General features: G+C 38.3%; 17 protein-coding genes and 1 tRNA gene. 14 read left to right on the top strand and 4 right to left on the bottom strand.

Going from position 1 to position 18786, the window contains the following annotated elements; genetic code table 11:
* The 5 genes from B3Y13_RS02395 to B3Y13_RS02375 form a co-directional block, all read left to right on the top strand.
* A partial coding sequence (locus tag B3Y13_RS02395) for an amino acid ABC transporter ATP-binding protein (protein WP_296692475.1) occupies positions 1–484 on the top strand: 484 nt, incomplete at its 5' end.
* A gap of 29 nt (positions 485–513) precedes the next feature.
* Positions 514–1356: a phosphatase PAP2 family protein gene (locus tag B3Y13_RS02390; protein ID WP_296692473.1), complete on the top strand. Its 843-nt coding sequence runs from the start codon at positions 514–516 to the stop codon at positions 1354–1356.
* Entirely contained in the window at positions 1356–2252 is an 897-nt protein-coding gene (locus B3Y13_RS02385; protein ID WP_296692470.1) for an energy-coupling factor transporter transmembrane component T family protein, read from the top strand. Before B3Y13_RS02390 ends, B3Y13_RS02385 begins: the two co-directional genes overlap by 1 nt.
* A gap of 3 nt (positions 2253–2255) precedes the next feature.
* On the top strand, positions 2256–3872 hold the full coding sequence (locus B3Y13_RS02380) for an ATP-binding cassette domain-containing protein (RefSeq protein WP_296692469.1): 1617 nt from the start codon (positions 2256–2258) through the stop codon (positions 3870–3872).
* The gene (locus B3Y13_RS02375) at positions 3869–4546 is read left to right on the top strand and encodes an ECF transporter S component (RefSeq protein WP_296692466.1); all 678 of its coding nucleotides are present in this window, start codon (positions 3869–3871) and stop codon (positions 4544–4546) included. The genes B3Y13_RS02380 and B3Y13_RS02375 overlap by 4 nt, the downstream gene beginning before the upstream one ends.
* Here B3Y13_RS02375 and B3Y13_RS02370 read toward each other — a convergent pair.
* Both B3Y13_RS02370 and B3Y13_RS02365 read right to left on the bottom strand, forming a co-directional pair.
* The gene (locus B3Y13_RS02370) at positions 4512–6446 is read right to left on the bottom strand and encodes a TonB-dependent receptor domain-containing protein (RefSeq protein WP_296692465.1); all 1935 of its coding nucleotides are present in this window, start codon (positions 6444–6446) and stop codon (positions 4512–4514) included. The genes B3Y13_RS02375 and B3Y13_RS02370 overlap by 35 nt on opposite strands.
* A complete protein-coding gene (locus B3Y13_RS02365) occupies positions 6431–6991 on the bottom strand; it encodes a hypothetical protein (protein ID WP_296692462.1) in 561 nt (186 codons plus the stop codon). The genes B3Y13_RS02370 and B3Y13_RS02365 overlap by 16 nt, the downstream gene beginning before the upstream one ends.
* A gap of 375 nt (positions 6992–7366) precedes the next feature.
* On the opposite strand from B3Y13_RS02365, the gene B3Y13_RS02360 reads away from it, so the two are divergent.
* The 5 genes from B3Y13_RS02360 (at position 7367) to B3Y13_RS02340 (ending at position 13553) form a co-directional block, all read left to right on the top strand.
* A complete protein-coding gene (locus B3Y13_RS02360; protein ID WP_296017444.1) occupies positions 7367–8392 on the top strand; it encodes a sugar kinase in 1026 nt (341 codons plus the stop codon).
* Between the two features lie 236 nt (positions 8393–8628).
* Entirely contained in the window at positions 8629–9075 is a 447-nt protein-coding gene (locus tag B3Y13_RS02355; protein ID WP_296692461.1) for a DUF3015 family protein, read from the top strand.
* A 1-nt stretch (position 9076) separates the two neighbouring features.
* Positions 9077–11170 (top strand): DUF4105 domain-containing protein, encoded by a 2094-nt coding sequence (locus tag B3Y13_RS02350; protein ID WP_296692458.1) that lies wholly within the window; start codon positions 9077–9079, stop codon positions 11168–11170.
* A gap of 52 nt (positions 11171–11222) precedes the next feature.
* Positions 11223–12836: a sensor histidine kinase gene (locus tag B3Y13_RS02345; RefSeq protein WP_296667685.1), complete on the top strand. Its 1614-nt coding sequence runs from the start codon at positions 11223–11225 to the stop codon at positions 12834–12836.
* Entirely contained in the window at positions 12837–13553 is a 717-nt protein-coding gene (locus B3Y13_RS02340) for a response regulator transcription factor (protein ID WP_296667682.1), read from the top strand.
* Positions 13554–13568: 15 nt separating this feature from the next.
* Here the strand turns inward: B3Y13_RS02340 and B3Y13_RS02335 are convergent, their stop codons facing one another.
* Both B3Y13_RS02335 and B3Y13_RS02330 read right to left on the bottom strand, forming a co-directional pair.
* Positions 13569–14666 carry a diguanylate cyclase domain-containing protein gene (locus B3Y13_RS02335; RefSeq protein ID WP_296667680.1) on the bottom strand — a complete coding sequence of 366 codons (1098 nt, stop codon included), beginning with the start codon at positions 14664–14666 and terminating at the stop codon, positions 13569–13571.
* 20 nt (positions 14667–14686) lie between these two features.
* Positions 14687–14757 (bottom strand) — tRNA-Gly (locus B3Y13_RS02330).
* Between the two features lie 257 nt (positions 14758–15014).
* On the opposite strand from B3Y13_RS02330, the gene B3Y13_RS02325 reads away from it, so the two are divergent.
* The 4 genes from B3Y13_RS02325 to pstB all read left to right on the top strand — a co-directional run bounded on the left by B3Y13_RS02325 (position 15015) and on the right by pstB (position 18617).
* Entirely contained in the window at positions 15015–15887 is an 873-nt protein-coding gene (locus B3Y13_RS02325) for a substrate-binding domain-containing protein (RefSeq protein ID WP_296017481.1), read from the top strand.
* 121 nt (positions 15888–16008) lie between these two features.
* Positions 16009–16854, top strand: coding sequence for a phosphate ABC transporter permease subunit PstC (gene pstC / locus B3Y13_RS02320; RefSeq protein WP_296667678.1), 846 nt, complete (start codon positions 16009–16011; stop codon positions 16852–16854).
* A 33-nt stretch (positions 16855–16887) separates the two neighbouring features.
* Entirely contained in the window at positions 16888–17715 is an 828-nt protein-coding gene (pstA, locus tag B3Y13_RS02315; RefSeq protein WP_296017494.1) for a phosphate ABC transporter permease PstA, read from the top strand.
* A gap of 128 nt (positions 17716–17843) precedes the next feature.
* Positions 17844–18617 carry a phosphate ABC transporter ATP-binding protein PstB gene (pstB, locus tag B3Y13_RS02310; protein WP_296017501.1) on the top strand — a complete coding sequence of 258 codons (774 nt, stop codon included), beginning with the start codon at positions 17844–17846 and terminating at the stop codon, positions 18615–18617.
* The last annotated feature ends 169 nt before the right edge of the window (positions 18618–18786 follow it).

Genomic DNA, 18786 nt, shown 5'->3' with positions numbered 1-18786 from the left:
AATGGTTTTTCAGCATTTTAACCTTTTTCCTCACAAAACCGTTTTGCAAAATTTGACTCTTGCTCCAGTTATGCTCAAAATTATGAAAATTGAAGAAGCGGAAGAAAAAGCATATTCGCTCTTAAAAAGAATTGGTCTTGCCGAAAAAGCACGCGCTTATCCATCAAGCCTTTCCGGAGGCCAGCAGCAGCGAATTGCAATTATCCGCTCGATTATGATGAATCCGGAAGTTATTCTTTTTGATGAGCCAACAAGCGCCCTTGATCCGGAAATGGTCGGCGAAGTTTTGTCACTTATGCGCAATCTTGCAGATGACGGAATGACGATGGTTTGTGTTACTCACGAAATGGGGTTTGCCCGCGAAGTTGCCCAGAGAATTTTTTTTATGGACGGTGGAAAAATTGCTGAACAGGGAAGTCCAGCTCAAATTTTTGACAGTCCTAAATCTGAACGCTTAAAGCAGTTTTTAAAAGCGGTTCTGTAAAATTTAAAATCTTAAAATTGTAAAAATTAGTGAAAAAAGCATTTCCTTTAAAAATCCTGATTTTCTGTTTTTGCTCACAATTTTTTGCGGATGCTGAAAATTTTATAAAGAATGTTCGTACATCGGAAAGCCCATTTTGCCTTTCTAAAAGTAAAGACGGAGCATTGCTTGGCGCTGGAATTTTTTTGTCCGGAGCGGATTTGTTTTTGGACAACGCTTTAAAAATCAATCGGCAGACGTTTGATGAAAGCCGCAGTTTTGAAAAAAAATCTGTAAACGGTTTTGACAGACTTTTTATGAACGATTACAATTTTTTGCTCGATAAAGTTGGCGGAAACATTTTTTTGTGTTCTGCAATGGCAAGTCCGATTTTTGTTTTTGGAAATTCTCAAAAAAGCGAATGGAAAACTGTCGGCTTAATGTATGCCGAAACTCTTTTAATCGCGAATGGAATTAAGGAGCTTGCAAAACTTTCAATAAACCGTTACCGGCCAATGTGCTATTTTGAAAGCGGCGATGCTTACGATTCGTACAAAGAAGACGGCGATTTTGCGAATTCTTTTCCGTCTGGACACTCAACAATGGCTTTTGCTGGAGCCGCTTTTTCGAGTTATGTTTTTTGGAAATATTTTCCTGAAAGCCCGTTGCGTTACGCTGTTTGCGCCGGAAGTTTTTCTTTTGCAGCTGCAACAGCCGTAAGCCGCGTTTTGTCCGGAAATCACTTTGTAAGCGATGTCGCGGTTGGAGCGCTGATCGGTTCTTGCACAGGATTTTTAGTTCCTTTTTTGCATCAGCCAAAAAAAACAGAAACAAACGAAAATATTCAGGTTGGAATTTTGCCGAACGGTTTTTTGATGAGGCTCAATTTTTGATGGAAGATTTATTCAATTCAAGAAAAACAAGAAATTTGCTTAAAAAAAAAGATTCAGTTTTTAAAAAATGCACGCATCCGCTTGTCGATTTTTTGTGGTTTTTAGGGATAATCTGTTTTTGTGTTGCAATCCGCCATCCTTTTTATTTGGGACTTTCGTTTTTTGCAGGAATTTTATTCAATATTCTTCAAAAAAACTGGCACGGCTTAAAACTGATAATTTTTTGTGTTCCAATTTTTATTTTTCTTTCTGCTCTAAATCCGCTCGTAAGCCATTGGGGAGAAACTGTCCTTTTTTTGATTTTTGGAAAACCTTTTACAAAAGAAGCGTTTATTTACGGCCTCAATATGGGGCTTGTTTTTTTAGTAATGTTTGAATGGTTTTTGTGCTTCGGCTGCGTAATGACCGTGGACAAATTCACTTATCTTTTTGCGCCGGTTTTTCCTTCTGTAAGCTTGATGATGGTGATGATTTTGCGGCTTGTTCCTTTTTGCATAAGGCGGGGGCGCGAAATTTTTGACGGTCGTTGTGCAATCGGATTAAAAAAATCGACTTTTAAGCAAAAATTTTCGGTTTTGAACGCGGTTATGAGTTCAATTTTGGAAGACGGCGTAATGACGGCTTTGAGCATGGAAAAACGCGGTTACGGAACAGCAAGGCGCACTAGTTTTTTGAATTATCGCTGGAGACTTTCAGATTTTTTTGAACTGTTTTTTTTGAGTTTTTGCGCTTTTTTTGTTGTCTGCGGAATAAAAAACGGAACCTGCGCGGTCAATTTTTATCCTGTAACAAATTTTTCAAAAATTTTTGCAAACCTTCAGTCGGCGGAAACTTTTTTTGCCTTTGCAGGATTTTTGTTTTTGCCAATGATTATTAAATTTTTTTCTGAGGATTAAAAAATGAATTATAAAATCAATTTTAACGGAACGGATTTTTTTATAAAAAAAGGGGATTTTGTTGTAGTTTGCGGAAAATCCGGCTCAGGAAAGACAACTTTTCTTCTTCAGTTCGAAAATGAGCTTAAAAAACTCGGTCAAAAAACCGGATTTGTTTTTCAGAATTTTGACTCTCAGCTTGTAACGGACAAAGTTTGGCACGAACTTGCATTTGCCCTCGAAAATACAGCGGTTCCAAGAAAAATTATGGAACGCCGGGTTGCGGAAATGGCGGCGTATTTTGGAATTTCTGACTGGCTTTGCTCAAAAACCGAAAATCTTTCTGGCGGACAAAAACAGCTTTTAAATCTTGCAAGCACAATGGCGTTAAACCCGGATTTTCTTTTGCTTGATGAGCCAACGAGCCAGCTTGACCCGATTGCGGCTTCAAATTTCTTAAACACCGTAAAAAAAATCAATAGTGAGTTTGGAACGACAGTTGTAATTTGCGAACATCGGCTGGAAGAACTTTTTGAAAAAGCCTGCAAAATTTTGTTTTTGGACAAAATGCAAATCCTTTTTGACGAAAAACCAGAAAATTTTTGTCAGAAAATTCTTTCCTGTCAAAAAAAAGATTTGATTGAATTTTTACCGACGGCTTCGAAAATCATTTCTCGTTTTGAAAAAAAGCCCGAAAAACTTCCGCTGAGTGTTGCCCAGGGACGCTCCTGGATTTTGGAATTTTTAGAAAAAGGCGGAAAACTTGAACCGGAAATTTTTAGCCTTTTGGAAGGCGATGAAAATTTAAAAAATGAAAAAAATCATCAATTTGATGAAAAAAACTGCCCTCAAAAATCAAAAAATCTTGTTAAAATAAAAAATTTGAGTTTTAGATACGAAAAAACTTTGCCATGGATTTTGCAGGAACTTGATTTTTGTATCGAAGAAGGAAAAATTTACGCGATTGCAGGAGCAAATGGCAGTGGAAAATCAACCTTGCTCAAAATTTTGTGTTCGCTTTTAAAAAGTTCCCGTGGAACCGTAAAAATTGAAAAAACTGCGCGCAATAAAATTTTTATGCTTCCTCAAAACGTGCGCAATATTTTTACAAAGCAAACTGTTCTGGAAGAACTTGAAGAATGTGGCTGGAAAAAAGACGGAAATTCTGTTTTGAACGAAAATGTTTCTTTGAGCGCGAAATTAGAATCGAAAAAAAATGATTTTGTGATGGAAAACGCAATTTTTTCGCTTAAAGAAAATTTTTTGCATCATCCTTATGATTTGTCTGGCGGAGAAATGCAAAAACTTGCGCTCGCAAAAATTCTTCTTCAAAAACCAAAAATTCTTCTCTTGGATGAGCCGACAAAAGGTTTGGACAACGCGTTCAAAAAAGAATTTAGCCTGCTCTTAAAAAATTTGGCGCGCTCTGGAATTTCAATAGTTCTTGTTTGCCACGATTTGGAATTTTGTGCGTATACCGCGGATTTTACCGGGCTTATGTTTGAAGGGCGGATTTGCGGCTTAGAAAAAACTTCGGACTTTTTTGAAAAAAATATTTTTTACACAACGGCGCGCAACCGTCTTTTGCGCGGATTTGAAAATTCAACCGGCAAAAATTCTGAGGTGGAGGCGGAAAAATGAATTTTTGGCAAAGCGGCCAGGGCGTTGTGCTCGCCTTTTTAGTTTTGATAAATCTCGGTTTTTATTTTGCTTACGAACGCACCCGCCCTTCCAGCGGAGAACTTATTCTCGTTGCGGATTTATGCGCTTTTTGCATTGCGCTCCGTTCAATTTTTAGTTTTGTTCCATATTTTAATCCAGTCATGGCAATAATCTGTCTGAGCGGAATTGCTCTTGGCAGTTTGCGCGGTTTTTTGATTGGCTCGCTTTCCGCGCTTTTGTCGAATTTTATTTTTGGGCAAGGTCCGTGGACTTTGTACCAGATGACTTCATGGGGAATTTTTGGCGCAATTTTTGGCTTTGTTCGGCGCTTTCGGTTTGGACGCAACAAAATTCTTCAAAAAAACAAGGCCGTAAATTTTGGAATTTTGGATTATTGCGTTTTTTGTATTTCATCATTTTTGGTGATTATTTTTATAACTGGACCGATTGCGGATTTGAGCAGCGTTTTTATGTTTGGAATCGACAATGTAAAATCACTTTTTGTTATGCTTGCAGGCGGTTTTGCTTTTAACCTTGGTTTGGCATTGAGCACTGTCGTTACGATATTGTTTTTTTCTAAGCCGTTTTTGTCTGCCTTAAACCGCGTAATTTTTCGGCTCAACGTAAATTCGCTTTTTCATTCTCAGTTTTGATTTTGCAGCCAATCGTGAGCGAAGTTCCTGGCATTGGATAATTTTCGACCGACTGATAGCGTTCATTCAAAATATTGTCCGCCTTAAAATAGATAAGAATTTTTTTCCAGAATTTTAAATTCAGGTTAAGGTTGAGCAGAGTGTACGGTTCAAGAAAAGTTATATTCATATTCGATTTATAGCGTTTTCCTGTGTATTGCGCCGAGACCGAAAAGTCAAATTTTTTTAAATCGACAATTGCCTGCGCAGTTCCTGTAAAATCCGGAGTCCACATTATTCTTTTTTTGTAGGTGAGCTCGTTGGATTTATCCACAAGCTCGTTGTAAAGATATTCGCCGCTGGCTTTTAAAGTCAAAATTCCGTCAAAAAAAGTTTTTTGCGCGTTAAAATCAACTCCAAAATAGAATGCGCTGTTTACATTTTGAGTAGTTCCGCCGCTCCAAGTGATTTTTTTTTCGTAAAAATTTGAAAAAAACTGGATAGAAGAAGGCAAAATTTTATTTTTAAGGTTGAACGTCAAATCCGCTCCCCAGCCTTGTTCTGGTTTTAAATCTGGATTTCCGTGGTAACCCGAACCTTCCCAATAAAGATCGTCCATATTCGGAAACTGAACCATTCTGTAGCCGTCGAGCAAGATTTCGATTTTTGAAAATTTAGCAGCAAATCCAATTTTTGGAATAAAAGCAAGATTTTTTCCGCAGAATTTTATCGCAATCGGAACGGTCATTGAGAAAAAACTGTTGAAATAGAGTTTTGAAGTTTCTTTAAAAACTCCAGACGGCTGAAAATGAATTCCAGAATTTGTTGAATTTAAATGCGTAAGGTCAAACGAAACAGCCGCGCTCTGAGCAAAAATTCCGCATCTGTAAAAATCCGCCGCGACAGAACCTTTAAAATCGTTGATTTTGTGCCTGCTTGGACCATAATTGTCCTTGTATTTTCTGTCGTTGCGCAAGTATGCGAGGTTTGAAGTCAGGTTCATTTTTCCAAAAAGGCCCGGAGAAAACGACGAAAGCGTAAAGTTTACGTTAAAGTCCTTTTGCTTTCCTTGATTTGTCGAATATTCAACGCCTGGAGTTTCTTTGTCGCCGTAATAAACAGAAGAAGCCGCGGTAATCCTGCTTCCGTTGTGCCAGTGCGTAAAGCGAATGTCGCCATTGCCGTCTTTAACAGAAGAATTTTTGCGTTCCTTAAAGGAATTTTGAGAAGTTTTATAAATGTAAGAATTTTTTGCAAAACCGCCTTTTGCGCTTACCGAAAGAAAAGAATTTTCCGACAAGGCCGCAGAATATGCGATTTTTTGAATTACCGTGTCGAGCGGAAAATTCTGGTTAAAAAAGGATTTTAGGGCAGTGTCCGACGAAAATTGCCGTCCAAAAGCATGCTTTTTTGTGGTGATGTAAATTGCGCCGCCAACAGAACCTTCATCTTCCGTTCCTTCCGTAAAACCGCCGCGCACAATTTCGATTTTTTCGACGTCAGCAACATTTATCGAAGAAAAATCAAAAGTGCCGGTTTGAGCGTTGTTCATGCACAGCCCGTCAATAACAACACGAACCGTTTCGTCCGTAAAACCGCGGATCGAAGGCTTGCTTTCCAACCCGTAAGCGCCGTAATCAAGGCTCTGAATCCCAGCCTGGCGCACAACAGCAGAAAGATCCTCTGCATGAAGCTTTTCAATGTCTTCCTTAGAAAAAACAATCCGCTGCTCAACAACCGGCGCCGAAACATAAGTGACGATTTTCGGAAGCGAAATTTCCGGTTCTGAATCAGAAATAGAGGAGGGGAAAGCCTTCCCCTGCGCGTCCACTTCGTTGGCCGCTACCCCATCTCCTAGGGGCTCCGCCCCTAAAACCCCGGTTGCAAGAAATAAAAACAGAAAACCTACTGTTTTACGCATTCGCTGTAATTATCAAAATATCCGTTGGCAATAGTAAAAGTAGAAATTGCTTCTTCGAGAGTTTCGGCCGAAATTTTTCCAGAAGCGTTATATGCGCCGGAAAGCGAAACTGAAGAAGCTGTTAATTCTTTAAATGCAATTGCGTACCATTTGCCGACATCTGGAGCGGTCTCAGAATAAGAATAGTCAGAATTCATTGCACGAGTGTATTTTATATAGATATAACCTGAAGTTGCTGCGTCATTTGTGTAAGAAACTACGAGATTATTTCCTGCGTATGAGTTGTAAGTGCTTGTTGTGCCATTATAACTATATGTACCGCTATTATCGAATGTGCTGGATGTAATCCTGTATACATCCGTTCCGCCTGAATAAGAATTTACCCAAGTTCCAATTAAAGCAGAATTGTCTGAGAGTTCATAAACTCCGTCTGGAAGTCCATTATCATCGTCTTCCTGCTGACAAGACATAAAACCAAAAGAAACAAAAAGAAGCGCGCACAAAACGGCAAGTGCACGGCCAAAAACAAAGCGTGTGCTTTTCATAAAAATTTCTCCTTGACTCCAGAGTGTTGCGTAGAGCCGGATTTGTAAAATCGCCTTAAAAAAAAGACGGTAAAAAACAGGTATTCGGACTTAAAAGGCAAGTACAGTTAAAAACAACCATTTAAATGCCAGTCTTACCGTTCCGCGTCGAGCCTGTGAATTGCACACAGTTCCCCTGTATTTTGCAGAGAGAATTTAGCAGATTTTAAAAAAAGTGTCAGCAAAAACAAATAATATTGCATTTAAACGCTTTGTTTTAGAAATGTAAATTTTTCTCTAATTCTTCCAATTGATAGTTTTGCTTATATTTGATATATTCTATATCTAAAATTAGCGGTTTTAATCCGTAAAAATATTTTTTAGGAGACACACAAAATGGCAAAAGTAGTAACTTTTGGTGAATTGATGCTTCGCATCCAGCCTGCTGACTATTATCGTTTCGTTCAGGTTGACTCAATGACAACAACTTTCGGCGGCGGAGAAGCAAACGTAGCAGTTTCTTTGGCAAACTACGGTGATGACGCTTACTTTGTATCAAAACTTCCTACACACGAGATTGGACAGGCTGCTGTAAACTCTCTCCGCAAATACGGAGTTCACACAGAATATATCGTTCGCGGCGGTCCACGTGTTGGTATCTACTACAACGAGAAAGGAGCTTCACAGCGCGGCTCAAAATGCGTTTACGACCGTGCAGGCTCTTCAATCCAGCTTGCTAAGCCGGAAGAATTCGACTGGAACAAAATCCTTGAAGGAGCTTCTTGGTTCCACATCACAGGAATCACTCCAGCTCTCGGACCAAACATGGTTCAGGCTTGTATCGAAGGATGCAAGGCAGCTCACGAGAAGGGAATCACAACTTCTTGCGACCTCAACTACCGCGGAAAGCTTTGGACAAAAGACGAAGCGCGCAAAGCGATGACAGAAATCTGCAAGTACGTTGATGTTTGTATCTCTAACGAAGACGACGCAAACGACGTGTTCGGAATCAAGTCTGAAGGAACAGACACAACTAAGGGTGAATTGAACAACGAAGGATACCTTTCAGTTGCTCGCCAGCTCAAAGAGAAATTCAACTTCAAGAAAGTTGCAATCACTCTCCGCACATCAATCAACGCTAACCGCAACTTATGGCAGGCTCTTCTCTATGTTGATGACAAAGACTACGCTTTCTCTAAGCAGTACGACATGAACATCGTTGACCGCGTTGGCGGCGGCGACTCATTCGGCGGCGGACTTATCCACTCTCAGCTCAAGGGAATGAACACACAGGATTCTATCAACTGGGCAGTTGCGGCATCTTGCTTGAAGCACTCAATCATCGGAGACTACAACATGGTTTCTGAGGACGAGGTAAACAAGCTCGCAGGCGGCGACGGATCTGGAAGAATCCAGAGATAAGTTTTCTAAAGAAAACTTATCTTAACGAGAAACTGCTTTTCAGTTTCTTGAAAAAAATAATTTTCGGGCGTTTTGCTTGCCGAAATGTCCTTTATAAGGGCGGCTTTCCTTAATAAAACCGCCCTTTTTTATTTTGTTTTAGATTTTTTTTAGTTTTTTCTAATAGTATTTGTTTAGTTGTTAAACAAAAAAATCTAGTGAGATTTTTTAAGTAGAAAAAACATAGGAGGTTTTTTATGTTAAGAAAAAAGATTGCTGCTTTGGTTGCTGCCGGAATGTTGGTTCTTTCTTCTTCGGCTTTTGCAACAAACGTAGGTCCTGGTCTTGGTTATGTTCTCATTGGAGATAAATCTGGTCCTGTTTATGATCTTCTCGCTTCATGGCTCAACAACTGGTTTTGGTGGAACCAGGCGTTTGCTATCACATTCGGAACTTCTGGATATGACCAAGGTCTTATTGGAATGACAGAAACAAATCAGTTCGTAGCAGACAACATGGACGCTCTTGCAGCAGACATTGCTAAGGGTGAAGGCGAATACATCGACACTCTTTCAACTATGCTCAATGTTTCTGACTCGGTTGCTTTCAAAGCTGCTCTTCAGAACAATTTTGATGAAATCTTCACTTCTGCAGATGTTTCTGCTGAAGAAGTTACAAGCAAAATTTATTCTTTTGTAAGCTAAGTTGATTTTTTCAATCAGCAAGGTAAGGTACGGTCGTAAAGCCGTACCTTATTTGTTTATAGGCATTTTTTCTCTTTTTTTTATTTTTTCTGCATTTTCGGAAGTTAATATAGAGAAAGGCATTGGAGAAAGTTTTTTTTTAAATTTCGGACAGAAGACTGGTGTTGAAGAGAGTTTTTCTGTAGAGAATCTAATCGGGCAAAAAAAATCGATTGATGTTGAAGAAGTAATCCAAAAGGCACAAGACTTAAAACTTTGGGAAGAACCTTATTGGCGCACTTTGGTTCATTATAAGCCTTTATTTTTTGGACATTATAAAAGCCTTGTTGACGATCCAGAATTTTTTTGCGCAAAAAATGGAAAAACTAATCCGCGCGCTGAACTTATAGCGACAGTCCGCGCATTTTTTGAAGAAAAAATTGAAATTCCTGAAGAAACTAAAGAAGAAATAAACTCTGAAAGTCAAAAAGAAACTGACGGCTCAGAAAAAAATACAAAAATTAAAAAACACGCAATTGAACGTTTTCCGGGACGTTACAGATGGATTTGCGAAAAACTTGGGCTTAAAAATAGCGATTTTCCTTATGACGGAGATGCCGCTTATCAGGCGCTTTTTGCAAAATTAAATCCGGGCGATATTTATCTGGTTTTTCCGGCAGGATATTTAAAAAGACCGGCCTCGGTTTTTGGACACACTTTTCTTTTGGTCGAAACAAAAGGACGTCCTCGCCTTACTGCAAATTCTATAAATTACGGCGCTGTAACGAGTATGACTGGCGGTCCGCTTTATGCAATCTTGGGACTTGTAGGCGGTTTTCACGGATATTATGGTTTTGAAGCATATTACGAAAAAATCAAGCAGTATTCTGATATGGATATGCGCGATATGTGGGAATACCGGCTCAATCTGACAGATGACGAAAAAGATAGAATGCTTCGCCATGTTTTTGACTTGGCAGGAATTTATTCAAGATATTATTTTACTGGCGAAAACTGCTCTTACAACCTGCTTTTTTTGATAGAAGCGGCTCGCCCTTCGACAAAAGTGACCGAATTGATTGGCGGCGTTGTAGAACCTGTCGAAACTGTAAAATTGGTTTACGAATCTGGCCTTGCGGATAAAGTTGAATACAGACCGTCGGTTTATTCAAAAATAGAAAATGAAAAGGCACTTTTGACAAAAAAAGAACAAAAATTTGCAAAAAAACTTTGCCTTGGAAAAACAACTGCGGAAGATTTTCCTTTTAAGGATATTTCGCCTGAAAAACAGGCCGCAATCTGGGAACTTTGCGCAGATTATCTGAACGTTCTTCTTCATTCAAATAAAATATCTTCGGATGAATACAGACCCCGCTATCTTTCTGTTTTGTCTGCCAGACGCAAGCTTGGAAAACTTAATCCGCCGGAATTTTCGGTTCCTGCGCATCCGGAAGAAGCGCATGGTTCTAAAAAAATTGCTTTTGCCGGCGGATACGACAAAAAAGGTGGCTTTATCGGGACAAATTTCCGTCTGACCGCGCATGAGCAGCTTGAGCGTTCGGCTGGATATTCTGAGAACTCGGAGCTTGCCTTTGCAATGGTTGATTTGCGGTATAATTTTTCTAGAAACGAATTTTATCTTCAAAAAGCAGATTTGCTTTCGATAATTTCGCTTCCGACAAGCGATTTATTTTTCTTTAACGGTGCTTCGCAGCTTTTGACCGGGGTTGAAAAAAATCTTGACAAAGACGGTTCTGAGAATTTTGCCTGGCGCTTAAAAACTTTGTACGGTTTTAGTATTCGTCCAATTTCTAGAGTTCAACTTTATGCTTTGGCCGGAATCGACTGTTATTTTTCTCCGTCGTACAGTTACGGAACGGAACTTTTTGCTGGCGGAGAAACAGGTTTTATTGCCGGAATTGATATTTTTAGAACCAAAATTTATGCGGACTTTATGCTGAATGTTTTTGATACCGAATATTTGCGTTCAAAATTTGGAATTGAAACCTGCCTGTCTGTTTCCAAAAACGCGTCTTTTAAGGGCGGCTATTCTTTTTTGCGCAATTATAAAAAAAACTGGCACGAATGGAATATTTCATTCAATCTATTTTTTTAAGGCGCAATGGTAATTTTTGAAAAATAAATGTATATTTTACGGAGGGAAACGAATGAAAAAAAATCTCTCGATACTAATCAGCGTATTTTCTGTAATTCTTCTTATTTTTCTTTTTTTTTGGCATGAATTTAAAAGCGAATATTTTGAAATTGTCTTTTACAGCGTAGTGTGCATAGAAATTTTGATTACAGTTTTGGGTTTTATGCTCAATTCAATTTTTGAAGAAAAAGAAAACAAAGCTGATTCTTTGCAGGATTTTTTTTCTGACACTCTCGAAGACGAAAAATCGGCAGTTAAAAAAACTGAAGACGAAAAAAACGAATCTTACGAAACTGTCTTGTCCGAAATTTCAAAGCCTTTGCAGACAATTCAGGCAATGTCTGGAATTCTTTCTGAGCCGCTTGACGAAAATTCTCAAATTTCTGCTGCCAGACTTATTACAAAAAACATTCATCTTATAAAAGACATAATTGGTCAAAAAACTTATAGCGATAATCAAAAAATTTCAGAAAAAGATATTTTGCTTCAGCTTGTGAAAAATGTTCCTGTAAAAAAAGATGTCGAACCTAGAATTTCTATTGGAATTTATGGAGATGTAAATTCTTACAATCTGACTTTGAGGCTTGTTTTGCAGTCTTATGGTTTTTTTGTGCGAATTTTGGAGCGTTCTCAAAAAGCGCTTTTTGCAATCGAAGACGATCTTATTCAAATGCTGATAATTTCGCCGGAATCGGAAAATGACGAGGCTTTTTATCTTTGCAAGACAATTCGGAAAAAATATGCGGTTCTTGAGTTTCCAGTTTTGATGCTTGTGAACAAATACAATTCTTATCTTATGGAAAAAAATTTTGAAGGCCAGATAAATGATTTTCTTGTGCGGCCGTTTGATATTTCGGCATTGCTTGGACGAATTCGGATTCTCGAAAATTACAGAAATCTTTGGCTTGAAAAACAGGAGCTTTTAAAAAGCGAAAAAGAAAAAAGCACTTTTTTGTATTTTGTAACGCACAACGTAAATACGCCGCTCACGGTTTTGTTGAATGAAATTCAAAAATTGCAGAAAATGGCAAAAGACGAAAAAAGCGAGAGGCTTCTGTCAGAAATTCAAAGTATTTGCGATTGCGCCGGCCAGATAAACATAATTATTCAGAATGTTTTGAATTCTTACAGAATTTCAGACGGACGTTATCTTGTAAATCCAAAAATTATAAATCTTGAAGAATTTCTTTTAGAAGAAAACAAATTTTTGATTCAAAAAGCCAAACGAAAAAATCAAGCTTTTGCATTTGAATGTAATTTTCAAAATCCGCGCATTTTTTGTGACGAAAACAGCTTAAAAGGAATTTATGTAAATCTTGTAGATAATGCGATAAAATATACTTTTCCAGAGGGAAATATAAAAGTTAGAATCGATGCAAGCGAAGAAAATACTTTTTTGCGTGTAATTGATGATGGAGTTGGAATTCCTGAAGAAAAAAGGCCGGTTCTATTTAATCGTTTTGCAGGAATCGGTTCAAAACACGGAAAAAATGAGCAGTCTGTCGGGCTTGGGCTTTATGTTGTAAATGAAATTTGCAAATTGAACGGGCTTGAGCTTGAATATGCGGAAAATTCTGAAGCAGTGAGCGGCAGTATTTTTACTGTGATTTTTAAGAGGCTTGGTTGAATGGACGAAAAAGAAATTATAATGGTAGTTGAAGATTCTGAGTCGCTGAATAATTTTATTGCCAAAAATCTTGTTGAGCAGGGATTTGAAGTAATTCAATGTTTTAACGCAAAAGACGCATACAGAAAACTTTCAAAAAATTTTATAAGCCTTGTAATTTTGGATTTAAATCTTGGAGATGACATTGGAGGAATGAGAGTTTTACATTCGATTCGGCTTCAAGACAAAATTCTTCCAGTTATGATTGTCTCTTCGATAAATACCGAAAAAAGCAAGGTTGAAGGTTTTAGAGAAGGTTGTGACGATTATATTACAAAGCCTTTTTACATTGAAGAATTGATTTTGCGAATAAAAAGAATGCTTGAAAAATCTTTGCTAATTGATTTTAACAAAAATACACTCGAAACGATTTATGCCAATGGAATTTTTGAACTTGATTTGAATTCTTTTACGGTTTGTAAAAATGGAAAGAAAATTCCAATGCGAAAAAAACAGTTCGATATGATGCTTTATTTTATCCGAAATTCAAACAAAATCCTGTCGTTTGAGGCGATTTATCAAAACGTTTGGAATGAGCCTATTCCGGACGAAAAAACTCTCGAAAGCAACATTTACGTAAATATCCGGACTTTGCGCAATCTAATAGAGGACGACAAAAAAAATCCTCGCCACATAGTTTCTGTGAGCAAATGTGGTTATATTTTTGTGCCAGAATAAAGCAAAAATTGATTTTTAGCTCAAATATTCTGGACGTTTTTTTATGAATTCGCGTTTTTTTATGTCTGTCAGCGATAAAATTTTGTCTAAATCGGAATTTTTCGAAATTTTTGCGTAACCTAGAGTAACAAGAGGCATTTCTTTAAAATCGAAACTTTCTTTTATAAATTCGATAAAAAATTTGCGGTTGAGCTCGTCAAAATTGAGCGTCATGTCGCTTATTGTCGCTAAAAATTCTTCACTTCCGATTCTGTAGCACTGACCGTATTTTTTGAAAAATTTATTGAAAATTTTTGAAACAGTCACAATAATCCTGTCGATTTCTTTGCGTGAATAATTTAGTTTAAGTTTTGCAAAATTGTCAATTTCTGCAACAACAATGCAGTGGTCTTTTTTTTGGCGGCAGAGCCATTTTTTTAAATTTCCGTAATTTAAAAGACAGGTTTGGACGTCTAACTGCTGGTAAAGAGTTGTGTGATAGATGTAATAAGTCAGGAGGGAAATGTTTATTGTAAGCCACGTAATTTGAATTTCGGGATAAAAAAATTGAACGATGCTTCCAAAAAAAACAAGCAAAAAGTTAAGAAGCAGTACAATTCCGTTATTTTTCCAAAAACGCATAGAAAGCCGGATGTTTGTGAGCAAAAAATAAAAAAGACTGAGCATGTAAAAAACTACGTAAACAAAAAAGCCCTTTGCCCTTGAATAATGATTTTCTTTATCAACGTAAAAAACGCTGTATTTTGGAGTTGCAATCAGCGAAACAAGAAGCCAGAGCGAATAAATTGCGCATAAAAGAACCATTGGATTTATTTTAAAACGATTTTCGCCAATGTGTGGAAAAAGTGCCTTGCTCAAAGAAACGTAGACGGCTGGAGTAAGGCTAAAACCGATATAATTTGAAGCAATATGGAAAAATTTGAATTTTGGCGGAGTGTTGTTAAAAATTATCGTGAGCACTTCCATAATGCAGATTAAAAAAACAATTGCGCCTGTTGTCTGAAATTTATTTTTTTGATAAGTGCTGATTATAGAATTCCCGGAAACCAAAACAAAAAGAATTACAAGGGAAAAAATATTTATGCAGGTGATTGTCGAAAAATAAGGAGACACGAACTCTTTACTCCAAAATGAGCAGATGACGGGAGTCGAACCCGCGCGCCAACCTTGGGAAGGTCGTATACTACCGTTATATTACATCTGCAAATCTGACTTTAAATATAATAGATAAAACACTAAAAAACAATATTTCTAAAAAAAATCTAAAAAATTACGGATGCACTTGATTTTTTTTATGCAATTTTTAGCCCGGACATTAGCCAANNTGGCGGTTGGCCGGATTGAGAGAAAAATGCGCTCCAAAAAATTTAACCGAATTTTAACAATTTTATAGCACAATTTTTACAGCGCAGACTTAAATTGCTTATTGTAAATTAGATTTTCATACAGGAGGTTTTTACTATGAAAATTAATAAGATTGCAGTTTTGGCAGTTGCTGGTTTGGCTCTTTTTGGTTCAGATTTGTGGGCTTGGCCATGGGGAAAGAAAGATGGAAAAATTAAGGATTCGATTACTGTAATTTCTCGTGAGGCTGGCTCTGGAACCCGCGGAGCTTTTGTTGAACTTTTTGGTGTCGAAGCTAAAAATGCTCAGGGCAAAAAAGTTGATATGACAGTTGATTCCGCTGATATTACAAACAGTACAGAAGTTGTAATTACTTCTGTTTCTGGAAATCCTTCTTCAATCGGATATATTTCCCTCGGTTCTTTGAATAGCACTGTAAAGGCTTTGGAAATTGACGGTGCAGTTGCTTCTGTTGCAAATATCAAAAATGGCTCATACAAAGTTAGCCGTCCTTTTAACATTGTAACAAAAGACGGTCTTTCTCCTGCCGCGAGCGAATTTAAGAGATTTATTCTTTCTGCTGATGGCCAGGCAATTGTAGAAAAGAAAGGCTACATTGCTGTTGCTAAAAATCAGCCATATCTTGCAAATGTAAAATCAGGAAAAGTTACAGTTGCTGGTTCTTCTTCGGTTTTCCCTGTTATGGAAAAACTTGCTGAAGCATTCAAAGAAGTAAACCCTGGAATCGTTGTTGAAGTTTCTCAGAGTGATTCTACAACAGGTGTAAACAGTGCAATTCAGGGTGTTTGCGATATTGGTATGGCTAGCCGTGACCTTAAAGCAAGCGAAACTGGCGTAAATGCTGACAAAATCGCAATCGACGGTATTGCAGTTGTAGTAAACAAGAAGAATCCTGCAAATGGTCTTACAAAAGAACAGGTTCGCAAAATCTTTGTAGGCGAAATTACAAAGTGGAGCGAAGTAAAGTAGTTTTTGGTTGGTAAAAAAGGCGGACTGTCAAAAAAAGTGATGTGAATGCTTAAAAACGGAGCATGCGTGATTTTTGAGGGCAGTCCAGTTTTTTAGTTCTTGAATTGTTGAAGGAAATATTTTGAAAACAAAATTAGAATCGACAATGAAATTGATTTTTTTGCTTGCGGCGAGCGTGAGTGTTGCGGCGGTTGCATTGATTTGTTTTTTTATGTTTGCAAATGGCGTGCCGGCAATGCAGAAAATTGGTTTTGGAAACTTTTTGCTTGGAATGAAATGGAAGCCTGAGATTGATTTGTACGGAATTTTTCCAATGATTGTTGGAAGCCTTGTCGTAACATTCGGTGCAATTATTCTTGGCGTTCCATTTGGAATTATGACGGCGATTTATATGGCTCGTTTTTGTCCTGCAAAGTTTTATCCTGTTATGAAGCACGGTGTAAATCTTTTGGCTGGAATTCCTTCTGTCGTATACGGATTTTTTGGTTTGACGGCTATTGTGCCGGTAATCCGTTCAGTTTTTGGAGGAAGCGGAACTAGTATTCTTGCTGCTTCGATTGTGCTTGCAATAATGATTCTTCCGACGATTATAAGCGTTAGCGAAACTTCTTTGAGGGCTGTTCCTGAGCTTTATTACGAAGGCTCTCTTGCTTTGGGCGCCTGTAAGGAGCGAAGCGTATTTTTTGCTGAGCTTCCTGCCGCAAAATCTGGAATTATTGCGGGAATTATTCTTGGAGTTGGACGTGCGGTCGGCGAAACTATGGCTGTAATTATGGTTGCCGGAAATCAGGCGGTTATGCCTCGCGGACTTGTAAAAGGAATCCGCACTTTAACGGCAAATATTGTTCTTGAAATGGGATATGCCGCCGGACTTCACCGTGAAGCTTTGATTGCAACTTCGGTTGTTTTATTCTTTTTTATTTTGATTATAAATTTTGTATTTATGATAACAAAGAAAAAGGCGTAAAAATAGCAGTTAGCAGTTTTTGGAGGAATTGATATGAATCAGACAAAACAATCTGCAATTTTTCGGTTTATTTTAAGAACTTGCGCATTTGTTACTTTTGCAATTATTGCAGGTCTTGTGATTTATATTTTTGCAAAAGGCGCGATGTATATAAATCCGTCGCTTTTTTCTTTGCATTACACGAGCGAAAATGCCTCTCTCTTTCCGGCATTGGTAAACACTGCGATTGTGCTGGTTGTTTCGCTTGTTATGGCAGTTCCGGTTGGTGTTGGAGCGGCGATTTATTTGGCAGAATATGCAAAAGCCGGAAACCGTTTTGTCCGTGTGATTAGAATTACGGCGGAAACTCTTACAGGAATTCCGTCGATTGTTTACGGTTTGTTTGGACTTTTGCTTTTTGTAACTGCGTTGAAATGGCAGTTTTCGCTTTTGGCAGGCTGCTGCACTTTGGCAATTATGATTTTGCCAGTAATAATGAGAACTTCTGAAGAAGCCTTGCTTTCTGTTCCAATGACGTACAGAGAAGCAAGTTTTGGTCTTGGCGCTGGAAAACTGCGCACTGTATTTAAGATTGTCCTGCCGGTTGCAGTTCCTGGAATTGTAAATGGAATTGTTTTGAGCGTAGGAAGAATAATTGGAGAAACTGCGGCGCTTTTGTATACGGCAGGAACTGTAGCCCATATTCCGAACAATTTAATGGGAAGCGGCCGAACTCTTGCAGTTCATTTGTATTCGCTGTGGTGCGAAGGTTTGCGGACAGAGCAGGCGTATGCGACTGCGGTTGTGCTCGTTCTGTTTGTAGTTGTGCTGAACTTTATTTCTGGAAAAATAGAAAAAACAATGACAAAGCGGCAAGGATAGGAGTGGCGGCGCAGCCGTTGCGGAGCAATGAAGTGCAGTTAGCACGGAACCACGGATAGCCTGGTTTTTGGCGGTCAAAACCGACAAAAAGCCGCCTAAAAAATAAAAATTAGAGGAGCAGATGCAATATGGGAGAAAACAATAATTTTCCGAAAGCGAAGATTTCAATACGCAATTTTGATTTGTTTTATGGAAATTTTCAGGCCTTGCATTCGATAGATATGGATATTCCTGAAAATAAAATTACGGCTTTTATTGGACCGAGCGGTTGCGGCAAGTCGACTTTGCTAAAATCTTTGAACAGAATGAATGATTTGGTCGAAAATTGCAAAATTTCTGGAGATGTTTTGCTTGACGGAACTAGCATTTATGAGGGCTGCGATGTAAATTTGCTTAGAAAACGCGTTGGAATGGTCTTTCAGAAGCCGAATCCTTTTCCAATGAGCATTTACAACAATATTGCTTACGGGCCTCGAACTCATGGAATTACAAAAAAAGCGGACTTGGACGAAATTGTTGAAAAATCTTTGCGCGAAGCGGCAATTTGGGACGAAGTTAAAGACCGCCTTAATAAAAGTGCGCTGGGAATGAGCGGAGGTCAGCAGCAAAGGCTTTGTATTGCGCGTGCTCTTGCCGTAAATCCAGAAGTTTTGCTTATGGACGAACCGACTTCTGCCCTCGACCCGATTTCGACCGGAAAAATTGAAGAACTTTGCGACCAGCTTAGAAATGACCTGACAATTGTAATTGTAACTCACAACATGCAGCAGGCGGCGAGAATCAGCGACAGAACGGCATTTTTCTTGCTTGGAAAGGTTGTGGAATACGGCGAAACCGAACAGATTTTTTCTACTCCAAAAAACAAAAAAACGGAAGAATATATTACCGGCCGTTTCGGTTGATTTATTCAAATTATTCAAAAAAAACAAAGTTTGCGGTGCAAAGCAGGAGGCATGATAAAAATTACATCCTTGTAATTTTTATCATTACAGTTTGTTCAAGCGTTGCTTTCACAAACTGTGATTCTCGCCATCCATGGCTCGCCGCTAATGCGGTGCAAAGCAGGAGGAA

Origin of the sequence: Treponema sp. UBA7567 (genome assembly GCF_002476655.1) — a bacterium.
Taxonomy (GTDB): Bacteria; Spirochaetota; Spirochaetia; order Treponematales; family Treponemataceae; genus Treponema_D.
The sequence above is the reverse complement of the archived record's forward strand: the minus strand, read 5'-3'. Positions and strand labels throughout refer to the sequence as shown.

Excerpts from the sequence above, each read along its gene's own strand:
- B3Y13_RS02345 (WP_296667685.1), top strand. The coding sequence starts at position 11,223 with ATGAAAAAAAATCTCTCGATACTAATCAGCGTATTTTCTGTAATTCTT.
- B3Y13_RS02340 (WP_296667682.1), top strand. The coding sequence starts at position 12,837 with ATGGACGAAAAAGAAATTATAATGGTAGTTGAAGATTCTGAGTCGCTG.
- B3Y13_RS02325 (WP_296017481.1), top strand. The coding sequence starts at position 15,015 with ATGAAAATTAATAAGATTGCAGTTTTGGCAGTTGCTGGTTTGGCTCTT.
- B3Y13_RS02375 (WP_296692466.1), top strand. The coding sequence starts at position 3,869 with ATGAATTTTTGGCAAAGCGGCCAGGGCGTTGTGCTCGCCTTTTTAGTT.
- pstB (WP_296017501.1), top strand. The coding sequence starts at position 17,844 with ATGGGAGAAAACAATAATTTTCCGAAAGCGAAGATTTCAATACGCAAT.
- B3Y13_RS02380 (WP_296692469.1), top strand. The coding sequence starts at position 2,256 with ATGAATTATAAAATCAATTTTAACGGAACGGATTTTTTTATAAAAAAA.
- B3Y13_RS02355 (WP_296692461.1), top strand. The coding sequence starts at position 8,629 with ATGTTAAGAAAAAAGATTGCTGCTTTGGTTGCTGCCGGAATGTTGGTT.
- B3Y13_RS02365 (WP_296692462.1), bottom strand. The coding sequence starts at position 6,991 with ATGAAAAGCACACGCTTTGTTTTTGGCCGTGCACTTGCCGTTTTGTGC.
- B3Y13_RS02385 (WP_296692470.1), top strand. The coding sequence starts at position 1,356 with ATGGAAGATTTATTCAATTCAAGAAAAACAAGAAATTTGCTTAAAAAA.
- pstA (WP_296017494.1), top strand. The coding sequence starts at position 16,888 with ATGAATCAGACAAAACAATCTGCAATTTTTCGGTTTATTTTAAGAACT.
- B3Y13_RS02360 (WP_296017444.1), top strand. The coding sequence starts at position 7,367 with ATGGCAAAAGTAGTAACTTTTGGTGAATTGATGCTTCGCATCCAGCCT.
- B3Y13_RS02370 (WP_296692465.1), bottom strand. The coding sequence starts at position 6,446 with ATGCGTAAAACAGTAGGTTTTCTGTTTTTATTTCTTGCAACCGGGGTT.